Origin of the sequence: Eisenbergiella tayi (genome assembly GCF_001881565.1) — a bacterium.
Taxonomy (GTDB): domain Bacteria; phylum Bacillota; class Clostridia; order Lachnospirales; family Lachnospiraceae; genus Eisenbergiella; species Eisenbergiella tayi.
This window is the reverse complement of the sequence record NZ_MPDJ01000001.1, coordinates 1043212-1066444: the sequence shown is the minus strand read 5'-3', so window position 1 is coordinate 1066444 and position 23233 is coordinate 1043212. Positions and strand designations below refer to the sequence as shown.

Below are 23233 nucleotides of genomic sequence, written 5' to 3'. Positions count from 1 at the left end.
TGCGCATTCTTTTTTCCTTCTATTATTCCTTTACAGAACCTACCGTAATTCCCTTCACAAAGAACTTCTGAAGAAACGGATAAACCACCAGAATCGGTATGATGGAAATGAACAGCTGGGCGCTTCTTACCGTCTTTTCACTGAGGCTGGAAAGCAGGGCGAGCTGCTCCGGCGTCATATTCGTCATGCTCTGGTTATTGTTGATGATCTGCGTTGCCAGGTAGGTTGCCATAGGATAATTGTTCGGATTATTCATGTAGAACATGCCGTCAAACCACGCATTCCAATGCCCGATCATGGAAAAAAGAAGCAGGGATGCCAGGGAAGGCTTGGACATGGGCAGAATGACCCGGAACAGTGTCTGCCAGTGATTGGCCCCATCCACAAAGGCCGCCTCCTCCACCGCACGCGGCAGGCCTCTTATAAAGTTCATCATGATGATCACATTCCAGATATTCATGGCGCAGGGAAGGATCAGAACCCAGAAGCTGTCCAGAAGATGCAGGTTTTTAATAACCATATAGGTCGGGATCAAGCCCCCGCCAAGGAACATGGTTATGGCAAAATAGGTCATATACCAGGTACGCCCCCGGAAATGAATGGAGGAACGGGAGAGCGGATAGGCGGTCAGCACGATCAGAATCATATTCAGGGCTGTGCCTATTACCACTCTTCCTCCCGCTATTCCCACGGAATGGAAGAAATCGTTCTTTTTCATCAGATACTCATAAGCGGAAAGGGAAAACTCCACCGGAAGGAAGGTGACACGTCCGGCCATTGCAGCATTGCTGCTGCTTAAGGACATGGCGAGAACATGCAGTATGGGAAAAATACAGGTGAGCGCCACGAGAGCAAGAACCACCGTATTAAACACCTGATAAATATAATAAGAACCTGAACGCTTGATTTTCATCTGCCGCACCCCCTTTAAAATACGCGGTAATCGCTCTTTTTATAGAGAATCAGATAGCTGGTTCCCACAAAAATCAGCGAAATCACCGATTTGAACAATCCCATGGCCGCCGCGGCCGAATACTGGTGGCTGGTCATGCCGAGCCGGTAGACCAGGGTATCCAGGATATCCACTGTTTTCTCGACGGTAGGATTATACATGATCAGAATCTGTTCAAACCCTGCATTCAGAATATTTCCCAGTCCAAGGACGGTCAGGACTGCCACCATCGGCAGGATGCAGGGCAGTGTTACATGAAGCACCTGTTTCCAGCGTCCTGCGCCGTCCACCTGGGCGGCTTCATAAAGAGTGGGATCCACATTGGTGATGGCCGCCAGCAGCAGAACCGTATTATAGCCCATTCCCTTCCATACATCGGAACCGATAATGATGGTACGGAAATATTTGTTGCTCACCAGAAAGGCCGTGGGATCCGTGCCGAAAAGGTGGAGCATGGTATTATTGATGATACCGTCATAAGCGAAAATTTCCAGTATCATGCCGGCAAGAATTGCCCAGGAAAAGAAATAGGGGATGAATACAATGGTCTGCACCGATCGCTTAAACCAGCTTTTCGTCACCTCATTTAACATCAGCGACAGTATCATGGGAACAAGAATACTCAGAATGATCTTAAAAAAGGAAATGATCATGGTATTTACGAAAGCCGTCCGGAAGCTGGGCATGGTAAAAATATACCGGAACTGCTGTAAGCCTACGAAGGGAGATTCCCGGAAGCCCATCAGGGGTTTAAAATCCTGGAATGCCATCACCAGGCCGAAAATCGGCAGGTATGCAAAAAAAGTGGTGAACAGTACTGCCGGTATCAGCATAATGTGAAGCTCTCTCGTCCTGTACAGGCTCTTTTTTTTCTTTTTCTCTTTTCCTTCTGTTTTCTGCTGTGCCATGGACTTTTACTCCTTTCCAAACCGATAAACAACGGATGCCGCGCGTCGCGGGCCATCCGTTGTTTAAGAAAATGCCATATTTTACGTATAAAATATGGCATAATTCCTTATAATGGCTGCATTTTTAGTTTATTTGTTATTCTGATACCATTCATTTACTTCTTTGGCTATTTCATCGCCGCCCTGTGCCTTCCACTGTTCTACGAACTTGTCGAAATCTGAAACAGGTGTTTCGCCCATTACCATGCTCAGGAAGGTATTGTTGCGCAGCTTGTCAAGCTCAGCTTTTCTGGAAACCATGGCGGGTGTGGTCACATAAACCTCATCGTAAATGATGTCTGCGGTTTCTATCGTATGAATCATGTTGGCGACACCGCCGTCCGGTGCGAGCCGGCTGAAATAAGTCCCCCAGGCGACGCCGTCGTCCGGATTTTCCTTATAATTCAGGTAGGAGGTCCAGGCGCCCCAGAATTCATTGTTTTTAGCGGCATCCGCATCTGTGATTTCCGTCTTGCCTTCTTCGGCAAGCTTGTTGATAACTTCGAAATTGGTCCGTAAGCAGGTAGGAGAGTAGATGCGGTAAGGAAGCCATGTATAAACGTAGCTGTACCATTCTGTTTTTTCTTCCTCTGTCATAGCATTCTGTCTTTCGGGATTGCTGTTTTCCAGCGTATACTGTAAGGACCAGTACATCATCTTGAATACGGCTTCCGGGTTCTTGCAGTCACGGCCGACCACTACAAAGTTATTTACCGGATAACGGTCAACCATGATAGTTGGCTGATTTCCGTCAGGAGAGAGGTTGGGTCCGATCACCCAGTTGGAATCGGGATGTTCTACCTTATTGGTATTAAGCGGCCAGTTGGGAACCCACCAGGAAGCGGGAACAATAGCATATTTTCCGGCTACGATATCATTGACAACAGGAGAATCTGCGGCCCAGATATCATATGCGGCGAAATCCTTCTGGAAATAGCCCTTGTTATACCATTCGTTCAGCTTTGTCAGAGTGGTCTTGATCCCTTCGTCGATACCTGCATACTGCAGAGTCCCGTCTTTATCATACCAGCCGTCCGCCCATGTTTCATAAGCATGGAAGAAGGGCTCAAAATCTGCCAGCTGTGCATCCATATAGTTCTTGCAGGCAGGAATGACAGGGCCGCCGGTCTTTCCGTCGCCGTTATAATCCACTTCCATCAGCTTGTCGCAGAGGGCTTCAAACTCCTCAATGGTTTTCGGCAGCTGATCTGCGGAAGTAATGCCCACGCTTTCCAGCTGTGTCATGTTGTAAATCATCTGGGAGGTCATCTGTGCAGGATCCGTGCCCATAGGCAGTCCGTAGATTTTTCCGTCCTTTTTGGCGACGTTGATGAAGTTTCCGTCATAGTTGAAAATATTGTCCAAATCATCACAACGGTATTTTTCATAGTATTCGGTCAGATCCGCAAGGCCGCCCTGATTGGATAAATCCTCAAAATCATTTGGATTTACCATGAAGACATCCGGAAGATTTCCGGCCGCCAGCTCAGCGCCGAATTTCTGTTCATACTGATCCGCATTCACGATCCAGTCATATATCAGATTGATATTCATTTCTTCCTTCAGAAGCTTTACTGCCGTGGATGTTTCCGGCGTACAGTCGGAAGGCGTATTGGGATCCTCGGATTCCCTGTACTGAAGTACGATGTGAATATCCACCGGTTCGTCATAGGGCTCCAGCAGAAGCTCCTCCACACTCTTGGCCTGCTCCCCGGAATCTGTCTGTGCAGTGCCTGTATCCGCCGCAGCTTCGGTATCGGCGGTTTTGCTGTCGGTATCCGCGCCGCCGGAGGTGGTTTTACTGTTTCCGCAGCCTGCCAGGCATCCCACAGCCATAGCTGCTGTAAGAAGCACTGCAATTAATTTCTTCTTCATACTTAATCCCCCTTATTTATCGTTTATTTATTGATTATAATTATATCAAATGTAATATAAAAACGAAGGGCGCTTTGTGCATAAAAACGGGATAATTGTATTTTTTTATTTTTTTGAATACAATTATCCCCTTTTGATAATACGATTGTGCAGTTTTGATATTCTTACGCTTGCTTCTGTGAAATTTCAGTTATTTTCACGGTACTGTTTTGGATTTTTCCCAGTCCTTTCCCTGAAAATCCTTCGGAAATAGTGTTCGTCCGTATAGCCTACCTGGTTCGCAATCCAATATATGGGCTGTTTGGTCTCTGCCAGATACTTTTTGGCGGATTCAATACGCATGTCATTCAGATAAGTCACAAAAGTCTTTCCTGTGATCTTTTTAAAGTTTTTGGAGAAATGGCTTTTACTCATCCCGGTCAGATGCAGAAGCTCCTCCAGCGTGATTTCCCTGTCCATATGCTCCCTGATATAATTCATGGCCTTATGCATGGCTTCCATTGTACTGATTTCCGCATTCGATTCCCCAATCCGTTTCAACACCAGGCTGCGGGTTTCATCAAACCATGCTCTCCATTGGTACCACCACCGGAAGCCGTTTACCTCTTCAAAATACCGGGTAAAATCCTTCCCTGAAAAATCGGACCAGTAAAGGCTGAAATGATAGAAAACAGCCGTACGCTCCTCCGGGGAAAGCGCGGCACGGCAGATTTTTTCCATTCCCTCTTCATAACATTCCCCATTGAGCATAAATTCCATTTTCAGACACAAATCCAGGATCTCCTTTCTGGAGGCACCGGAATGCACCTGCAGAAGACTGGGGTAAAGATAGGCGTAGGTAAAGCAGCCCGGCCTGCGGTCCTCAAACAGTTTATCTGCCATGGAGGCCTTCAGCGTATCCGCCAGCTGGTCATAGGGGATACCCTTCACCTGCTTGATTTCCAGAAGAGAAGAATCCTCAGGCCCGAAATCCTCGATGATGGATTTCAGTCTTATGACATTGCATTCCCCGGAAAAAAGAAGCCGTGTTTCACTTAAAAATTCAAAGGGAAACCTGTTTCTTTCCAGTGTCTTGACTGCCTCCTCGCACCTCTTCTTATTATCCGTTTCCCAGATATAAACCTCGTTATAGAGCACATTTCTTTCGCCCAGCTGTGTATGGCGCATGGTTTCCAGATAACGGATTTTAATCCCGTCCATGAGGGCATCTATATTTTCTTCCTCGATCTGGGCCTTGGTGATGTAATCCAGGATGCCTATCCGGAGAGCCTGCTGGATGAGTTCAAATTCCTGATGCATGGTAAGAACGACAATCTGAATGTCAGGACGGATCAGCCTGGCCTCCTGCAGAAAAGGGATCCCGGAAAGCCCGGGCATTTCCAGATCGGAGAAAAGAAGATCCACCTCCCTTTTTCTTAGAAATTCCAGCGTCTCTTCCCCGCTTCCCGAATCGCCCACTACCTCCATGCCATATTTTTCCCAGTCAATCAATCCGAGAATTCCCCTGCGGACCAGCTTTTCATCATCCACAACAAATACCCTTATCACTTTACGGATACCCCCTCTCAGACTTATCCGGTTTCCCGCTGATTTCGTCCGCTTCAAACGGAATCCGGATTTCCACCACATTCACCCCGTCCTCCGTCCGCTCCGCTTTCAGTTCAAAATCATTCCCAAACCGGTTTTCCAGCATGCGGGCCACGTACTGAAGCCCGATTCCGTTAGAAGAAATATCATTTTTCTGTACCAGGACCTCTTTGATTTTTTCCGGATTGATCGGAGTACCGTCGTTTTTTACAAGAATTGCAATTTTGCCGTTTGCCAGTAGCTCCACCTCAATCCAGATATTTCCCTCATTGGAACCGCTGTGCAGGATAGCGTTTTCCACGATCGGCTGCAGCACGAACCGGGGCATGTCGGCCTGCAGGATTTCCGGATGCTTTCCGGTGTCCATGGAAAAACGGATATCATACTTCAGCTGCTGCAGGACAATATAGGCGCTCACGGCATCCAGCTCACTTTTCAGAGTGGTATCACTTGTTTTCGACATATTATATAGCAGAAGCTTATTCAGAGCTGTGATAAAATGAACCATTTCCCGATCTTTTTTCCCGGCGGCATACCATTTCAGGGTATCCAGGGTATTGTAAAGGAAATGAGGATTTATTTTGCCCAGAACCACCTTGAGTTCAAGCTCCGACCTCTTTTTCCCCTCCGCCTGAACCCGGTTCAGAAGAAGGAGAATGTTGCTTTTCATCTTGTCGAGCAAGGCAAAATTATCATCAAATTCCTGGATGTTCATCTGCTCCACCTTCGTTTCCACATCGTTGTCCGATGCTATCAGCTGGAGCCTTTTTTCAAATTTGGTAAAAGGGGTATAGATACTTTTCCACTGAAGGACAGAAACAAGAATACAGGCAAAAACAGCCAGCAGGGTGACAACACTTAAATTGAGCGCCATCCCGTAAATCTGCCGGTAATATTCCCTGACAGGAACCCAGAGATGGATTTTCCAGCCGCCTTCCTCTGTCCTGACGTAGGTTTTATAGAGATGATTTTTTTCTTCCAGTTCTTTTCTGTAGGAATCCAGATCCGAATAAAGAGGAACCAGTCTGCTGTCGGAGCAATACATGGTCCGTCCCTCCTCCGATTCGATCAGAAAGACGGTATCCATACCCATGACGCTGCCCGGGATGAGCTTCTGCAGATACTTGTACCCCGATTCCAGATAGATGTAGATATCCCCATATTCCTGTTCCATTTTATAGGAACGCAGCAGGGAGAAACAGGGGTAAGAGGCCACTTTGGATTTCGATTCATGCGGCCCGTAAAAATTCATGTTCTGCCATTTGCACAGATAATAGGTATCATCCGGCAGTTCGCCGTTAGCCAGAGAGGTCTGGTTGATCTTGACAGGCGTTGTTTCGCCTCTGGGAATATAGATATAGGTAAGATTTCCGATGGAGGGGTTGGCAATTTCATAGTTGGCGATCTGCTCTCTGAGATAAATCAGAAGATCCCCCTTTTTTATCGTATCCTCCTCATCAAAATAAAGATGAAGGTTCTTCCCGACAGTACCGTCGGCTTCCAGGAGCCAGGATATGGAATTCATGTTGTTCATGAGATCCTTCATATCGACGGATACTTTGTTCAGATTATTTTCTATTTCCTCATCCACATCATTGTGGTTGATTCTGTAAAACTGCCACAGAATCAGCGATTCCACCACAAGAAGAGGAACCAGCACTCCAAAAATCCAGACCTTGATTATACGTCTGGCGAAAGATTTTGAAGCCTTTCCTCTTAACTTACGTTCATCATGCATGTTATATGTATCCCTTTACATTCCGGTCAACCCCATAATTTATTTACAGTATATCATATATCCGTTTTTCATTCTACCCATAAGTCTTTCATAGGAACGGAAGGAAAATGACGGGGGTCATGCGGCGTAAGGGGCTGGATATAAAAACGGGAATGCCGTCATTAATTCTGCTGTTTCACCATTCCGGGAGATATCCCTTCATATTTCTTGTAAATACGAATAAAAGAGGATACATTGGTATAGCCCACCAATTCCGTAACCTGAGAAACGGAGTAGGTCTGAGACAGCAATAATTCTTTTGCATGCTGTACACGGACATGATTAATATGATCCAAAAGCCCGGTGTTGGTTTCCCGTTTAAAAAGCTTGCTGATGGAAGCCGGAGACATCTGAAAAGCAGCGGAAATGCTGTTCACACTTAAATCATAACATTGATAATTCTGATCAATATAGTCATATATTTGCTGTATCAGCCGGGCTGTACGGGTATGCGTCTGTTGTTCCAATCCCTCGGAAAGCTTTTCCAGGTTAGAACGAAGCGTATCCTTTAATTCTTCTATGGTGGTACAGTTTAAAAGGGCTTCCATCTGTTTTTCCACGGAAACAGGGAAATTTTTATCATCCAGCTTCATGAGGCAGGAACGGAAAAGACTGATGATAGAATACATGTTCAAACGGACATCGGAAAGAGGCTGCCCCTGATAAAAGTGAAGAAGGAAAAGCTGGTCAATATATTCGGCGGCACGGCTGAATTCAGACACAGCTATGGCATTTTGAAATTTGTAGGTAATCCCCGTTAATTGCTGATAATCTTTTGTAAAATGATGTCCGCAGGACCAGTTGATATTATAATCTGCCCAGTTAAGATTAAAAATCCTGCAGTATTCCAGTGCCTCGGCAGCTTCTTTATAAAAATCCGGAAGCGAAGTGACGGAGGTGATTGTCTGCTGGCGGCTTACGCCAATACGAATACTTGCATTGTAGGAAACCAGAAGAGGCAGCAAAATCTGTTTCAGACTGTCTAAAATGGCTGAAATTTCCTCACTGTCCCCGTGGAAAATCGCAATGAACAGGCTATCGTCTATAATATTTTTATACTGCAGGGTATCCGGTATCAGTTCAGACATAACATTTGTGATTATAAAACGAATCAGGGAAAGGTTTTCCTGCTGGTCCCCCTGTTCATGAAAAAGCTGTCCGCAATCCTGAAGATCCAGGATAAGGACCGCGGCAGTTTTTGTCTGCATATTTATGGCCTTTACGATAGGTATTGCCTGTATGGCCGGCCATTCCTGCGCCGTATGCGCTCTGGTAAGAAACCTTCTCAGATAATAATCGGATAGAGCGAGCTTATTCCGGGTCAGTTCCTTTTCTATTTCCGAGGATTTTTGGGTAATATTGTCAATATGGTTTTCAAGCAGGTTATATTCATTTTGTGAACATGTTCCGGCTCCCACTTTGGCAAGCAGTTTAATAAGCGGCTTATAGTTTTTCCTGGCAAAATAATATGCCAGAAGGACGGAGATCGCCATACTGGAAAGGTTGCATAACAAAATCAAAAATTGAGTGTTCTGAAAACGTGAGACATACTCCTTTTCCGGAACATATAAGCTGTAGGTGAAGCCTGAAATATCAGAAGCTATCGATAAAACAGAACTCTTTTTTTCGCTGTCAAAAGTATTAGAAGCCGTTGGAAGAAGTAATTCATTGTTATCGGAATCGGAACGGATGGATAGCATGTGGTTGGCAATGCTGAAAGGCAGCGTGTCAAGGACGGAAAGCTCCATCGTGACAGCCAGATAAGCATTGCCGGGAGAATTGGCGATAAGGGGGAGGGAAAGCAGGTATAATATACCGGAATCAGGCAGGACATAGTAGGTATTCTGAAAAGATTTTTCAGGATATGCCTCCGAAGGCAGGTTTTCTATGCAGTAATCATGGAAAAGCGTGCCGGTATAACAGGATTTGTTGGTAATACAGGTTTGTAAATCCGGAAGATATAATGCGATGGAACTTATATAGTGGTTAGAAATGCTGTAGTCCTGAAAACGCTGCTGCAATAAGTAAAAAGAGTAATGTTCCTGGGCAGAGAGGCCGGATAAGGATACCAGCCTGTCCACTTCCTTATTTAAAGAAAATTCCAGTGCCATCCGGCTCATTTCTGATAATTTTTCATCCAGCAGAATTTGGGTGTTCAACAGTTCATTTCGGTAAGCTTCCTGTGTTTCCTGCCTTACGGATTGGATTAATAGCTGCATCAATATACTGGATATGCAGAATGGCAGGCAAAGTATGATCAGGTAAGAGATGATCCATGAATAAAGTACGGTGTTCCTGTGTACCAGATGCTCCCTTATTTGTTTGCGCATATGATTTTATCCCCCGCTTCAGATAGATATAAAGGAATTATAGCATAAGGATATGAGGAAATGCATGAAAGGGAAGAAATTGAATATGCCGGAAAAAATTGTGCATTCAAAATCGGAGGTAAATCCGATTTGGTTTACTCAGGAAAAAATTGTAAATTTACCGGCCGTGAAAAAGCTGTTATAACCAAAATATGTTCTGACAAGGTGCGCACCGGTTAAGAACGATGGATGTACGTACAGGGTTAAAAATAGTTCACAGGATATAAGAAAAGGAGAGGGATAAGAATGGGATTCTACAGGAAAAAGAGTTGGCTGAAAAAAGGACTGGCTTTAACGGCTTCCCTTGCATTGCTTATGGGAACCGCCGGATGCGGCAGTCCGGCTGAGGAGACACCATCCAAGGCACCTGAAGAAACAAAGAAGGAAGAAAGCGGACAGGAAACAGCAGCGTCTTCCGGCAATGCTTTTGAAGAATTATCATTAGAAGGAGTGGAACTGACAATCTGGGCGCCTATTTATTGGGTGGGAAAGACAATGACTTATGATGATAATGAAGTCTGGCAGAAGGTGCAGGAGGAAACCGGGGTAAAATTAACTTTTATTCATCCGCCGGCAGGAGAAGAAACAGAGCAGTTTAATCTGATGATAGCATCGGACAGCCTTCCGGACATTATCTGTACCGGATGGGGAGGGGATGGATTGTTTATCGGAGGCAGGGATAAATATGTGGAGGATGAAATCATTATCCCGCTGGATGATCTGATTGATACCTATGCGCCTGATTATAAAGAAGCAATAGAAAAGGTTGTTGTAAAAGAGCAGCAGAAGGATTTTTATACAGATAATGGGAATTTAACTGCATTTTATGCCATATCACCTTATGAAGAATGGTGCTATAACGGGATCCTGATACGACAGGACTGGATGGAAGAGTTAGGGCTGGAAAGGCCTTATACGATGGAACAGTATGAGAATGTGCTTACTCAGTTTAAAGAAAAGAAAGGGGCACAGAGCCCTCTGATACTTCCTAAAACAGGTATCGACGGATTTTCCGGTGTGTTTATGACGGCATGGGGGATTGGTCCTGGTTTTTATCAGGAAAACGGAACCGTAAAATATGGCCCTGTTCAGAGCGAGTTTAAGGAATATCTGAAGCTCATGAATGACTGGTATGAAAAAGGTCTGATTGACAAAGATTTTTCCACAAGAGATGACGATGCCATGAAACGTATGATGACGACAGGGGGTTCAGGCATGATAATCCATAGCCCCGATACGGTAGGTTCCTGGATGAATGGGGTGTCTCCTATCATGACCGGCGGATATCCTGTGCTGAAAGAGGGAGAGAGGGTTAATTACCGCCTTACAAATTACCAGGTAAGACCCCAGTTCAGCTATTCGATTACAACAGCCTGTAAAAATCCGGAGGCTGCGGTAAAATTCCTTAATTATGGATATACCAAAGAAGGCTATATGCTTTATAACTATGGTATTGAAGGAGAGACATATAATCTTACAGGGGAAACGGTGACTTATAACGGAATAGAATACCCTCTTGTAGAATATACGGACAAGATGCTGAATAATCCGGACTATCCTGTCCTGGATGCTATTCTCACATTTAAAACCCATATGGGGCCTTTTATCAGATTTGAACATGAAGGGAATCCCGCTTTGGATATGCAGAATGCCGAAATCAGAAAGGCATTGACAGAAGAGGCGGATACGGGCCTGAATATTCCAATGACAACCTTGAACGCAGAAGAAGGGAAGGAATACGCCCGGATTATGAACCAGATACAGACATACCAGGATACTGCCGTGCTGCAGTTTATCATGGGAACAAAAAGCCTGGATGAATTTGATTCTTATGTCAGTGACATGAAAAAGCTGGAAATCGAAACAGCCATATCATACCAGCAGGCGGCGCTGGAAAGATATAATAACAGATAATTTAAGAATAGGAATTCGGATATTTGCGGACGCTGCAGCCGGCAGAAAGAAAACGGCTGCAGCGTCCGGGTTCCTATCTGACAGGAGGGAGATCAAAATTTATGCCGGAGAAATTAATAAAAGATATCAAAAAATATAAATATGTTTATTTGATGCTGATTCCTGTGCTGGCCTATTATATCATTTTCTGTTATGTGCCGATGGGCGGCCTTATAATGGCTTTTAAGGATTATGCGCCGAGAAAGGGAATATTTGGGAGTGATTGGGTTGGATTCAAATATTTTCTTGATTTTTTTAAGGATATGTATTTCGTCCGATTGATGCGCAATACTTTTATGCTGAATGTATACGACATTATTATAGGTTTTCCGGCTCCGATTATCCTTGCCTTGCTGCTGAATGAAATAACGGGTAAAAAATTTAAGAATACGGTCCAGACGATGCTGTATATGCCTAACTTCGTTTCGTTAGTGGTGCTTTGCGGGATTGTAGTGGATTTTTGTGCCACGGAAGGCGTGATCAATGATATTCTGGCGTTTATAGGTTTTGAACCGAATAACCTTCTGCAGAATCCCTGGCTGTTTAAACCCATATTTGTTATAACGAATCTGTGGCAGTATGCCGGATGGAACAGTATCATCTATATGGCGGCAATTATGGGAATAAATGAGGAGCTGTATGACGCTGCATATGTGGATGGCTGCGGCAGGATGAAACGGCTGATTCACGTGACGCTGCCGGGGCTTGTGCCTACGATTGTGATAATGTTTATTCTTCGTCTGGGGAATATCATGACAGTTGGCTTTGAAAAGGTTATTCTGCTCTATAATCCGCTGACCTATGAAACGGCGGATGTAATTTCCTCTTATGTATACAGAAGAGGTATTCTTGAGGCAAACTACAGCTATGCAGCAGCAGTTGGTTTATTTAATTCTCTCATAAATTTCGCTTTTTTAGTACTGGCTAACTGGCTGAGCAAAAAAGCTACGGATGAGAGCCTGTGGTAAATGGGAAACTGTAAATGAGCAGCCGGAAGGCTCAGGGAGAATATGATGAAAAGAAAGAAAAAAGCGTCTTATATTTTGGGAAACCTGGCTATGGAACTTTTTCTGGGGATTGTTGCTGTTTTATGCCTGTATCCTATTTTATATATAATTTTTGCCTCATTCAGTGATCCGCTGAGACTGGTTCAGCATACGGGATTATTATTTAAGCCCCTGGGCTTTACTCTAAAGGGGTATGATGTTGCTCTTAGCTATAAAGGAATATTTACAGGCTATATGAATACGGCTGTAATAGTAGTACTTGGTACTTTGATTAATATGGTAATGACGGTTTTAGGGGCGTATGCACTTTCCAGAAAAGAGATGTATACCTATCGGTTCCTTAACTTGTTTTTTGTTTTTACTATGTTTTTCAGCGGGGGGCTCATCCCTACTTATATATTAATAAAAAACCTGGGTTTAATTGACAGTCTGTTTGCATTGATTCTTCCTGTAGCAATCAATACATGGAATCTTATCATACTGAGGACCACCATTTCCGGCCTCCCGGAAAGCCTGGTGGAATCCGCAAGGATTGACGGTGCAAATGATATTGTGATCCTCTGCAAACTCATCGTTCCGCTTGTGAAGCCGACCCTCGCGGTGCTTGTGCTTTATTACATAGTAGGACACTGGAATTCCTGGTTTAATGCCATGCTCTACATCAAGGACAGAGATAAATTTCCATTACAGCTGATTCTAAGGGAGATATTGATTGCGAATACATCCAATGCGGCTTCTTCCATGGTGATGGATTTGTCTGAAATGGATAAATATAAACAGCTGGTAAAATACTGTACAACTGTAATTGCCACGTTGCCTATCTTATGCGTATATCCTTTTCTTCAAAAATATTTTGTAAAAGGTGTCATGGTCGGCGCGGTAAAGGGCTGAGAACCTGCTGGTAATGCAGGGAATTTATAAGGAGGGAATATGGAAAAATTAAGTGAATACGCCGGGAAAATTCTGAATGACGAAACTTGCATTGCGGTCAGGGATGAATGGTTCGCAAGGATGCGGAATCTGTTTGACGGAAAGGGAGATCCCTTTCTGGACACCCATTTCTTGGCGCTGAACGGAGTTATTGGTAATGCCGATGCCGATCTTTTATATGAAGAACCGGAAGTATGGGTTAACAGGGCGCTGGAGGATCTGGCCGGTAAAGTAAATTGTATAAAAAATGAAGAAATGTTCGTTCCCTTGTGTATTGAACCTCCATTTTACGGAGTGCATTTTATTGATAAAATAATGGGGGCGGAGGTTTTCTTCCAGGGCGGCCAATGGTATAACCATTATCTGGATCAGGAGGTAGGATGCCTGGAGAGGCCGGATCTTGAAAATAATAAAACATGGGAGCTCGCCCGAAGAGCGGCGTCGGCATTTACAGAGGCAAAAGTAGGGCTTCCGTTATTCGGGCTGCCAACCATTGCGAGTGCCCTGAATATTGCAACTAATTTATATGGGGAAGAAATTTTGGTAGCCATGCTGACAGAGCCAGAGGCCGCAGCCCATGATCTGGGAATAATCAATGATTTATTATGTGAAATCCATCAATGGTATCGGGAGCATATTCCGGCTTGCCAGCTTCAGCCGGTTATCTCCTGGAACCGTACTCAGCCGCCGGGCTATGGTCAGCTATGCGGCTGTACCACTCAGCTTCTTTCCGCATCGTTATATGAGGAATTTATTATGCCGTTGGATGATAAACTGCTAGCTGTATATCCTGACGGCGGTATGATACATTTCTGCGGTTCGCACACTCATCTTTTGGAAGTATTGAGAAATATGCCGCATTTGAAGGCAGTCCAGCTAAATGACAGGGCAGCCTGGGATTTGAAAGAATACTATGATAGGCTGCGTGAGGATCAGATGATCTATCTGAATCCATGTGAAGGGATGGGCATTAAGCAGGCAATTGAAATTACCGGAGGCAGACGGCTGGTGATAGCAGATACGGTGGAACATTCCGGTTATGAACCGGCAGAATCATTTTTATAAAAAATTAATAGTAGGAAGCCGGCACTTTCCTTGACATATACGGTATATTTTCTTTATAATATTTTCATCGAAGATATGCAGAGAAAGGAAAGGTCTTTCATGGAAGACGCGGACCCTGAGGGGGAAACGAATCATTATTTGAATAAAATACGAAAACCTTTTAAGGGCATAGCCTGTTAGCATCAGCTTGACAGGCTGTGTCTTTTTGTGCTTTTCGGGGTAAAAGCGCTGCCGCAGGACGGCAAAGAGGGAGGACGGGAAACCGTCCTGAACAACAGAGAAAAAAGGAGAGATTTATTTTGACATCAATACCAAGACAATTGCTTTTACAGGTTATTCTTATTTTATTGAATGCATTTTTTGCTGCCGCGGAAATTGCGGTGGTTTCCCTGAATGGGACGAAGCTGCGCAGGCTTGAGGAGGAAGGGGATAAAAAGGCCGGCCGGCTGCTGAAGCTGGTAGAGGAACCGGCTTCCTTCCTTTCCACCATACAGGTAGGCATCACCATGGCCGGTTTTCTGGGAAGTGCCTTTGCCGCGGATAATTTTTCCGAATATCTGGTAAAATGGGTATACGAGGATATCGGCTTTCATGGAATACCGGAAGCGGCGCTGGATACCATATCTGTGGTGGTAATTACCATTATCCTGGCGTATTTCACCCTTATTTTCGGGGAACTGGTACCCAAGAGGATCGCCATGCAGAAGTCTCTGGAGGTGGCGAAGTTCAGTAGCGGAGTGATATCCGGTGTGGCGGTGGCCATGAAGCCGGTCATCTGGTTCCTGTCCTTTTCCACCAACACGGTCTTACGTATCCTTCATATGAAAACAGAGGCGGAAGAGGATTCTGTTACGGAAGAGGAAATACGCATGATGGTGGAACTGGGCGGTGAGAAGGGCACTATCGATCAGGAGGAACAGGAATGGATACAGAATGTATTCCGGTTCGATGATATTTCTGTAAGGGACGCCATGACAAGAGAGGCCGATGTGGTTGCCTTTTCTCTGGAGGAGGAAGACGAAGTGATCATGCGTACCATCCGGGAAACCGGCCTGTCCAGATACCCGGTATATGACGAGGATATCAATGATATTGTCGGAATTATGAATGCAAGGGATTATCTGCTCAACAGGGCCGGCGATGAGCCCGGGCAGATAAGGGAGCTGCTGCGGGAAGCCTATCTGGTACCTGACACGGTTCATGCGGATGACCTTTTCCGTGATATGCAGACCAATAAGGTACACATTGCCATCGTCATTGATGAATACGGCCAGACGGCGGGAATTATTACCATGGAGGATTTGCTGGAAGAAATTGTGGGAAATATATATGATGAGTTTGATCCGGCTCAGCAGCCGGAGATTGTACAGCTGGAAAATAATCTCTGGCAGGTTTCCGGAGGGACTGATATTGAGGAGCTGGCTGAGGCGCTTGATATTGAACTGCCGGAGGATCCGGATTATGATACGGTGGGAGGCATGGTATACAGCTGCCTCCGCACAATTCCTGCAGACGGCAGCCAGTTTGACGTGCAGGTGAACGGGCTGGATATCCATGTGGAAAAAATCAGGGACCAGCGGATTGAGACGGCCCTGATCCGAAAAAGGGAGGCAGCAGAGGAGGAGCAGAAATGATAAAAGTACTTTGTCTGGATTATGATAATACGGTTTTTGACCACAGGGCCGGTAAAATACCGGAAAGTGCGGAAAAGGCCCTGGAGGCCGTAAGAGGAAAGTGCAGAATTGTCCTGGCAAGCGGACGATTCTTCAATGATGTGTGGAATGCTCCAATAAAAGAGCTGATTAAGCCTGACGGAATCATACATTCCAACGGTTCCATGGTGGAGTCGGAAGGGCTGGTGTTAAAGGAGACCTTCCTGGATCCGAAGCTGCAGAAGGAGGTTCTTGATTTTGCCTATACCCATGAGCTTTGTCTGGGTGGCCTGTATGAAGGGAAATGGTATACGACCAATCCGGAAAAACAGTTGTCCAGATGGAAGGGAAAGGAGCAGCTTTTCCGCAGGGAGCTTTACGATGCAGGAATGCTTTATGAAATTCCCATGCATGCGCTGTACCTGGATGATACCGTGGAAGCGGCCCGGCTGATAGCGGAAAATTTCCCCGGGCTGCGGACGCCGCTCATGAATGAAATTACGGGAGGGGCGGATGTTATCCCCTCTTATCTTTCCAAGGCGTATGGTCTCACTCTTTTGCTGGAGCATTGGGGGCTGGGCTTTGCAGAAACAGCGGCGGTGGGCGACAGCATGAATGACCTGGAAATGATACAGGCAGCAGGTGTGGGGATTGCCATGGGAAATGGGGTCAGTGCGCTGAAGGAAGCCGCGGATTTCGTGACGGCAGATATCAGTGAAGACGGCCTGAAACGAGCGTTGGAATATCTGGAGCTTCTTTCATAAAATATATACATGCTTTGAGAAATCAGTGGAATATACGAAAGCCGTTATTTCGTTTTATAGGTTCTCCAAACCGATATAAATCGGGTTGGAGAACTTTTTCCTGTACGAAGTGACGGATTTTTTATATATTTTTTATACTTTTTTTCTAAAAAGTATATTGTAATTACAAGCTCTCAGGGCTATAATCTTTAACTATAACAATTATTAACATTGTTAAATGTTGTCCTTGCAAAACACATTTCGGTATGCGGCTGCCAAAGAAAAATGCCGGCGGGGAGATACCTTCCGGCGGAGAAGCTACAGCTTCTTCCGCAATCAGGTGCAGCCAACAGCCGCGAAAGGAGAGAAAGAATGACGACGGATGAGATGCGCAGTGCTTTGCTTCGTACGACTTTCCGGTACGGGAAGGTGAATATGGGAATCCGCCTGGGGAACATTACTCATGGAGAGTTTATTACACTGCAAATGGTTCATAGATATATGAAGAACCATCCTGACGAACACGGCATCGGGGTTTCCGAACTGGCGAGATGTTCCTACATGTCTCCTCCCGCCATGTCCCGGACATTGAAGTCTGTGGAAGAAAAGGGGCTGGCGGTACGGATGGTAGATAAAAAGAACAGAAGGAAAACCTACGTCTGTCTGACTGATGAAGGAGAGGATGCCAGACTGCAGGCCTGGAAGACGTGTACGGATTATATCGATTGGGTCCTGAAGGAAATGGGAGAAGAAAAGATGGAAACGTTCCTGGAACTATGGGGGGAATTAGTGGACCTTATGGAGAAAAACATACCTGTGTTTTATGGAGAAACATCTTAATTAATAACAGCATCTGAAAGGAGAAACTGAAAGAATGTGGAAATTGTTTAAACATTTGGGCGAGCATAAGGTGACTGTTCTGCTCATTATTCTGCTTCTGATTGGCCAGGCGTACTGCGATCTGGCACTGCCTTCCTATACTTCTGATATCGTGGATGTGGGAATTCAGCAGGGAGGCATAGAAAATGCGGTGCCTGATAAAATGAGGGAAGAAACCCTTGACAGCCTGGGCCTGTTTATGACAGCCGATGAGAAAAACGAAGTACTTCAGGCCTATGATCTGGTTGACGGTATATATGAGCTGAATACCTCGGATAAAGAGACGATTGATCGTCTTAATAATGATTTCGGAATGCCCATGGTTATACTGAGTTCTGTCCAGGAATCAGGGATGACGGATATGGACAGTCTGAAGGGGATGATAGCTGCCCAGGGAATGGACGATACCAAGCTTACCACGATGAAGGATGAGGCTGTAGAGGAAATGGGGGATATGAGCGATTCCATCATTACCCAGAAGGCAATTCTTTTTATCCAGAAGGAATATGAAGCTATGGGTATGGATCTGAATCAGGTGCAGATGAACTACCTGCTTTCCACAGGGGCCAAAATGCTCGGCCTTACGCTGCTCATGATGGCGGCCGCCATACTTGCAGGCCTTTTATCCTCAAGGACAGCTGCTAAAATCGGTATGGATCTGCGGGGAAAGGTATTTACCAAGGTGGTATCCTTTTCCAATAACGAACTGAATAAGTTCTCCATAGCTTCCCTCATTACACGAAGCACCAACGATATCCAGCAGGTGCAGATGGTAGAGGTTATGCTGCTTCGTATGGTACTGTATGCCCCTATCATTGGTATCGGAGGCATTGTCAAGGTTATGAGTACCAGAACCGGCCTGGGATGGATTATCGGAGTGGCGGTAGTGGCTATTTCCGCAGTGGTTCTTGTGCTGATGCGGATCGCCATGCCCAAATTCAAGAAAATGCAGTCTTTGGTTGACCGTCTGAATCTGGTATCCAGGGAAATCCTTACAGGTGTTTCCGTAATACGTGCCTTCAGCCGGGAAAAGTTTGAGGAAGACCGTTTTGAAACAGCCAATAAGGATCTGATGAAAACACAGCTGTTTACCAACCGGGTTATGACGTTCATGATGCCCATGATGATGATGATCATGAACTGCATCACCGTCATGATTATCTGGTTCGGCGGAAAAGGGATTGATGCCGGAAACCTGCAGGTAGGCGATATGATGGCATTCATTACCTACACCATGCAGATTGTCATGGCATTCCTCATGATCACAATGATTTCCGTTATGCTCCCCCGTGCAGGCGTGGCGGCGGAAAGGATCCAGGAGGTTCTCGATACGGAGCCTACCATACATGATGCGCCTTCTGTAAAGGATGCTCAGTTGTCCCAGGTAAAGGGAGAACTTTCCTTTGAGGATGTTTCCTTCCGTTATGACGGGGCCAAAGCGGATGCACTGGAAAAGATCAGCTTTACCGCGAAGCCGGGAGAAACGACGGCGATCATAGGAAGCACCGGCTGCGGAAAATCCACGCTGATGCATCTGATTCCCCGTTTTTATGATGTGACAGAAGGAAAAATTACGATAGACGGTGTTGATATCCGTGAAATGTCCCAGCATAAGCTGAGAAGCATACTGGGCTTTGTGCCTCAGAAAGCGAACCTGTTCTCAGGTGACATCGAATCCAACATCAAATACGGCGGTTCCTATATTACAGATGAAATGATGGAGCAGGCGGCGGATATTGCCCAGGCAACTGAATTTATCGACAGTAAGCCGGAGGGCTATGAAAGCCCTATCGCCCAGGGCGGCAGCAATGTATCCGGCGGACAGAAGCAGCGTCTGTCCATTGCCAGGGCCATTGCAAAGAATCCGAAGATTTTCCTGTTTGATGACAGCTTTTCCGCCCTTGATTACAAGACGGATATGGTACTGCGGAAAGCCCTTCATGACAAAATTGCCGATGCCACAATCATTATCGTGGCACAGCGTATCAGCACAATCCTCCATGCCAACCAGATCATTGTGCTGGATGAAGGAAAGATAGCCGGTATCGGAACCCATGAAGAACTGCTGGCATCCTGTGAAGCATACCAGGAAATTGCCCGTTCCCAGCTGTCTGAGGCAGAGCTGAAAGGAGGAAGCGCATCATGAGTGAGAATCAGAGAAGACCGGTAAGGATGCATGGCCCCGGCGCCCGGATGGGCGGCGAAAAGGCCAAGGATTTTAAAGGCACCATAAAAAAACTTGTGAAATATATGGGCAGCTATTGGCCCGCATTTGTCGCCGTATTATTTTTTGCGATCGGCAGTACCGTGTTCGGAATCATCGGACCCAAGATCTCCGGTAAGGCTACGACGGAGCTGTTTAACGGACTTGTAGCCAAGGTCTCCGGAACCGGCAGCATTAATTTTGAAAAAATAGGACAGATTTTGCTCCTTCTTTTGGGGCTGTATGTACTGAGCGCAGTCCTTTCCTTCATACAGGGACTGATTATGACCGGTATCTCCCAAAGGCTGGCCTACCGTTTCCGTGAGGAAATCTGTTCCAAGATCAACCGGATGCCCATGAAGTATTTTGAAAGCAGGACCGTGGGCGAGGTACTGTCCCGTATCACCAATGATGTGGATACGCTGGGACAGAGCCTTAACCAGAGCGTTACCCAGCTGATCACCTCCCTGACCACCATGGTGGGTGTACTGATCATGATGCTGAGTATCAGCCCTCTGATGACCCTGATAGCAATTGTCATTCTTCCGATATCAGCGGGACTGATAGGATTCGTAGTAAAAAAATCACAGAAATTCTTCGTTGCACAGCAAAAATATCTGGGCGAAATCAACGGCCAGGTGGAAGAGGTATACAGCGGACATAATATCGTAAAGGCCTATAATAAAGAAGAGGACGTGGAACAGACCTTCCATGACACCAACAATATCCTTTACCAGTCCGCATGGAAATCCCAGTTCCTTTCAGGATTGATGCAGCCTATCATGACCTTTGTGGGAAACCTGGGTTATGTGTCCGTAGCTGTTGTGGGAAGTATGCTGGCTGTGCGCGGAACAATCACCGTAGGTGACATCCAGGCATTTATCCAGTATGTAAGGAACTTTACCCAGCCTATTACCCAGCTGGCGCAGGTTTCCAATATGCTGCAGTCAACTGCCGCCGCCGCAGAACGCGTTTTTGAATTCCTGGAAGAGGAAGAAGAGGTACAGAATGTGGAGAACCCTGTCCATCTGGAATTCCCTCAGGGCAGAGTTGACTTCCAGAACGTAGTATTCGGTTATAATCCGGATAAAATTATTATCCATAACTTTAACTGTTCCGTGAAGCCCGGCCAGACCGTAGCCATCGTAGGGCCTACCGGCGCAGGAAAAACCACAATGGTGAAGCTCCTGATGCGTTTTTACGATGTGAACAGCGGCGCTATCCTGGTGGACGGCTCCAATGTACGCGATTTCAACCGCAGCGAGCTGCGTGAGATTTTCGGAATGGTACTTCAGGACACCTGGCTGTTTAAGGGGACCATTATGGAAAATATCCGGTACGGCCGTCTGGACGCCACGGATGAAGAAGTCATCCAGGCGGCCAAAGCCGCGCACGCCCATCACTTTATCCAGACGCTGCCGGGAGGCTATCAGATGGAGCTTAATGAAGACGCCAGCAACGTTTCCCAGGGGCAGAAACAGCTTCTTACCATCGCCCGTGCCATACTGGCGGATAATAAGATAATGATACTTGATGAAGCGACCAGCTCCGTAGATACCAGAACGGAGCAGCAGATCCAGAAGGCCATGAATCGTCTGATGGAAGGAAGAACCAGCTTTGTTATTGCTCACAGACTTTCCACCATCCGCGATGCGGATTTGATTCTGGTTATGAAAGACGGCGATATCATCGAACAGGGCAAGCATGAAGAACTCCTTGCAAAGAACGGCTTCTATGCAGAGCTTTACAATTCGCAGTTCGTGGATGCAACGGCATAGAAAAGGAGAAATGAAAAATGGGAAATCTGAGAACAATTACTATAGAACGTCAATATGCCAGCGGCGGCCGCGAGATAGGCAAACGGCTGTCGGAGAAGCTGGGGATCCCCTTTTATGACGGGCAGCTTCTTATGCTGGCGGCGGAAAAATACGGTCTTAATCCGGAAGAAGTGAAAGCTAACGACGAGAAAGTCAACAGAAGCCTTCTTTACTCTGTGGCTGCTGCGGTGGAAAATTTCCGGGGAAATGACCGGGGGATGCTGCCTTACCGTATTTACCAGGCCCAGGCGGAGACCATCCGCCGCCTGAGCATGGAAGGCCCCTGCATATTTATCGGCCGCTGCGCAGGAGAGATACTGAAGGAAAAACGAAGGAGCCTGAACGTATTCATATACGCCTCATCCATGGCGGAAAGAAGGGAACGTGCCAACCAAATCGACAATATTCCCATGACTGATGCAGATTCCTATATACACATGAAAGACAAACAGCGCAGAGACTACTATAAAATGTATGCGGAAAAAGAATGGGGAGATCCCCTGAATTACGACCTGTGCATGAACAGCTCCGCACTGGGATACGACAGGTGTGTTGAACTGATAGAAAGAGCTGTGCGGATTTAAGGGGAAATAGGATATACAAAATACAGGCTGGTTTTCATGGGAAAGCCAGCCTGTTTGGATCTTGATGTTTTCAGGGATTTATAACATATTTTGTTGCCTTGGCTTTTCCTGTTACACGGATCTTTCCCTGTGACAGCAAGGAATTAAGAATTTTTCTGGCCGGGAAACCGGAACATCCTAATAACAATTCTACGTCTCTGCGTGTGATTTCCTTTTTGGACTCAAATAAATCTAAAACCCTGCTTTCAATAAGTTACAGCCTGTAAAAGACATTTGCAAGGACCATGTTTCTTGACTGTGATATACCATGCATAATGTCCGGCAATGTAATCCCTTTTACCAATCCCCCGATAGACACGAATTCCATACCGCCCTCCTTATATTTCTTGAAATATTATATCGCAATTGAATCGCGATTCAATCGTGATTATTTTCTTATTTATTATGTTAAAAAAATGTATATTTCAGAAAAAAAGGGAAAAACTTTAGCTACATCGTTCTACAAAGTAAAAAATCAGGAAAATAATTAATATAAGGAAAGGATTTAAGTATGGAATCAGTAAAAATATGTTTTGACAATGCGGATGAAGTATGGAAATTCGTAAACACCATAAGAAAATTTGACGGCGAATACGATTTAGCCATGGGCAGCTACACAGTAGACGCCAAATCGATCCTTGGAGTATGCGCCCTGGGAACCGGAAAATCACTGGAACTAAAACTGATAAACCCCAAAGGAGAAGAAAACCAGCTCCTGACAGCCCTGCATGAATACATGGTAAAAAAATAACGGCAGACGGACATGATAACCATCTGCCGCTAACGGCTACATAAGTTCCCCCTTCACCCCCGCGGGCCCTCTGCACGCCCTCTTTCCCTTCGGCCCCTTCCTG

17 protein-coding genes are annotated in these 23233 nt (G+C 45.7%); 11 read left to right on the top strand and 6 right to left on the bottom strand.

All coding sequences use genetic code 11. The annotated features are described in order from the left end of the window. Nucleotides 1–22: 22 nt before the first annotated feature. From BLA28_RS04385 to BLA28_RS04360, 6 genes are all read right to left on the bottom strand, one after another. A complete protein-coding gene (locus tag BLA28_RS04385; protein ID WP_009251511.1) occupies nucleotides 23–913 on the bottom strand; it encodes a carbohydrate ABC transporter permease in 891 nt (296 codons plus the stop codon). Between the two features lie 14 nt (nucleotides 914–927). Then, nucleotides 928–1860 (bottom strand): ABC transporter permease, encoded by a 933-nt coding sequence (locus BLA28_RS04380; RefSeq protein WP_009251510.1) that lies wholly within the window; start codon nucleotides 1858–1860, stop codon nucleotides 928–930. 129 nt (nucleotides 1861–1989) lie between these two features. Continuing rightward, the gene (locus BLA28_RS04375; protein ID WP_069156133.1) at nucleotides 1990–3774 is read right to left on the bottom strand and encodes a type 2 periplasmic-binding domain-containing protein; all 1785 of its coding nucleotides are present in this window, start codon (nucleotides 3772–3774) and stop codon (nucleotides 1990–1992) included. A 186-nt stretch (nucleotides 3775–3960) separates the two neighbouring features. Further along, nucleotides 3961–5322 carry a response regulator transcription factor gene (locus BLA28_RS04370; RefSeq protein WP_069156132.1) on the bottom strand — a complete coding sequence of 454 codons (1362 nt, stop codon included), beginning with the start codon at nucleotides 5320–5322 and terminating at the stop codon, nucleotides 3961–3963. A 1-nt stretch (nucleotide 5323) separates the two neighbouring features. Further along, a complete protein-coding gene (locus BLA28_RS04365) occupies nucleotides 5324–7099 on the bottom strand; it encodes a sensor histidine kinase (protein ID WP_069156131.1) in 1776 nt (591 codons plus the stop codon). A 161-nt stretch (nucleotides 7100–7260) separates the two neighbouring features. Next, on the bottom strand, nucleotides 7261–9468 hold the full coding sequence (locus BLA28_RS04360; protein WP_071698890.1) for a helix-turn-helix transcriptional regulator: 2208 nt from the start codon (nucleotides 9466–9468) through the stop codon (nucleotides 7261–7263). A 285-nt stretch (nucleotides 9469–9753) separates the two neighbouring features. On the opposite strand from BLA28_RS04360, the gene BLA28_RS04355 reads away from it, so the two are divergent. The 11 genes from BLA28_RS04355 (at nucleotide 9754) to BLA28_RS04300 (ending at nucleotide 23130) form a co-directional block, all read left to right on the top strand. Next, nucleotides 9754–11421: an extracellular solute-binding protein gene (locus BLA28_RS04355; RefSeq protein WP_069156129.1), complete on the top strand. Its 1668-nt coding sequence runs from the start codon at nucleotides 9754–9756 to the stop codon at nucleotides 11419–11421. A 101-nt stretch (nucleotides 11422–11522) separates the two neighbouring features. After that, nucleotides 11523–12428 (top strand): ABC transporter permease, encoded by a 906-nt coding sequence (locus BLA28_RS04350; protein WP_069156603.1) that lies wholly within the window; start codon nucleotides 11523–11525, stop codon nucleotides 12426–12428. Nucleotides 12429–12473: 45 nt separating this feature from the next. Beyond that, nucleotides 12474–13358 (top strand): carbohydrate ABC transporter permease, encoded by an 885-nt coding sequence (locus BLA28_RS04345; RefSeq protein WP_081329903.1) that lies wholly within the window; start codon nucleotides 12474–12476, stop codon nucleotides 13356–13358. Nucleotides 13359–13397: 39 nt separating this feature from the next. Continuing rightward, complete coding sequence (locus BLA28_RS04340; protein ID WP_069156127.1) at nucleotides 13398–14462, top strand: hypothetical protein; 1065 nt, start codon at nucleotides 13398–13400, stop codon at nucleotides 14460–14462. 299 nt (nucleotides 14463–14761) lie between these two features. Then, nucleotides 14762–16096: a hemolysin family protein gene (locus BLA28_RS04335; RefSeq protein ID WP_069156126.1), complete on the top strand. Its 1335-nt coding sequence runs from the start codon at nucleotides 14762–14764 to the stop codon at nucleotides 16094–16096. After that, on the top strand, nucleotides 16093–16878 hold the full coding sequence (locus BLA28_RS04330; RefSeq protein WP_069156125.1) for an HAD-IIB family hydrolase: 786 nt from the start codon (nucleotides 16093–16095) through the stop codon (nucleotides 16876–16878). Before BLA28_RS04335 ends, BLA28_RS04330 begins: the two co-directional genes overlap by 4 nt. A 351-nt stretch (nucleotides 16879–17229) precedes the next feature. Beyond that, nucleotides 17230–17697 (top strand): MarR family winged helix-turn-helix transcriptional regulator, encoded by a 468-nt coding sequence (locus BLA28_RS04325; protein ID WP_050018857.1) that lies wholly within the window; start codon nucleotides 17230–17232, stop codon nucleotides 17695–17697. A 34-nt stretch (nucleotides 17698–17731) separates the two neighbouring features. After that, nucleotides 17732–19882, top strand: coding sequence for an ABC transporter ATP-binding protein (locus BLA28_RS04320; RefSeq protein WP_069156123.1), 2151 nt, complete (start codon nucleotides 17732–17734; stop codon nucleotides 19880–19882). Beyond that, nucleotides 19879–21717: an ABC transporter ATP-binding protein gene (locus tag BLA28_RS04315; protein ID WP_069156122.1), complete on the top strand. Its 1839-nt coding sequence runs from the start codon at nucleotides 19879–19881 to the stop codon at nucleotides 21715–21717. The genes BLA28_RS04320 and BLA28_RS04315 overlap by 4 nt, the downstream gene beginning before the upstream one ends. Before the next feature lie 17 nt (nucleotides 21718–21734). Then, entirely contained in the window at nucleotides 21735–22340 is a 606-nt protein-coding gene (locus BLA28_RS04310) for a cytidylate kinase-like family protein (RefSeq protein WP_009251501.1), read from the top strand. Nucleotides 22341–22890: 550 nt separating this feature from the next. Beyond that, on the top strand, nucleotides 22891–23130 hold the full coding sequence (locus tag BLA28_RS04300) for an HPr family phosphocarrier protein (RefSeq protein WP_044971812.1): 240 nt from the start codon (nucleotides 22891–22893) through the stop codon (nucleotides 23128–23130). Nucleotides 23131–23233: the final 103 nt, after the last annotated feature.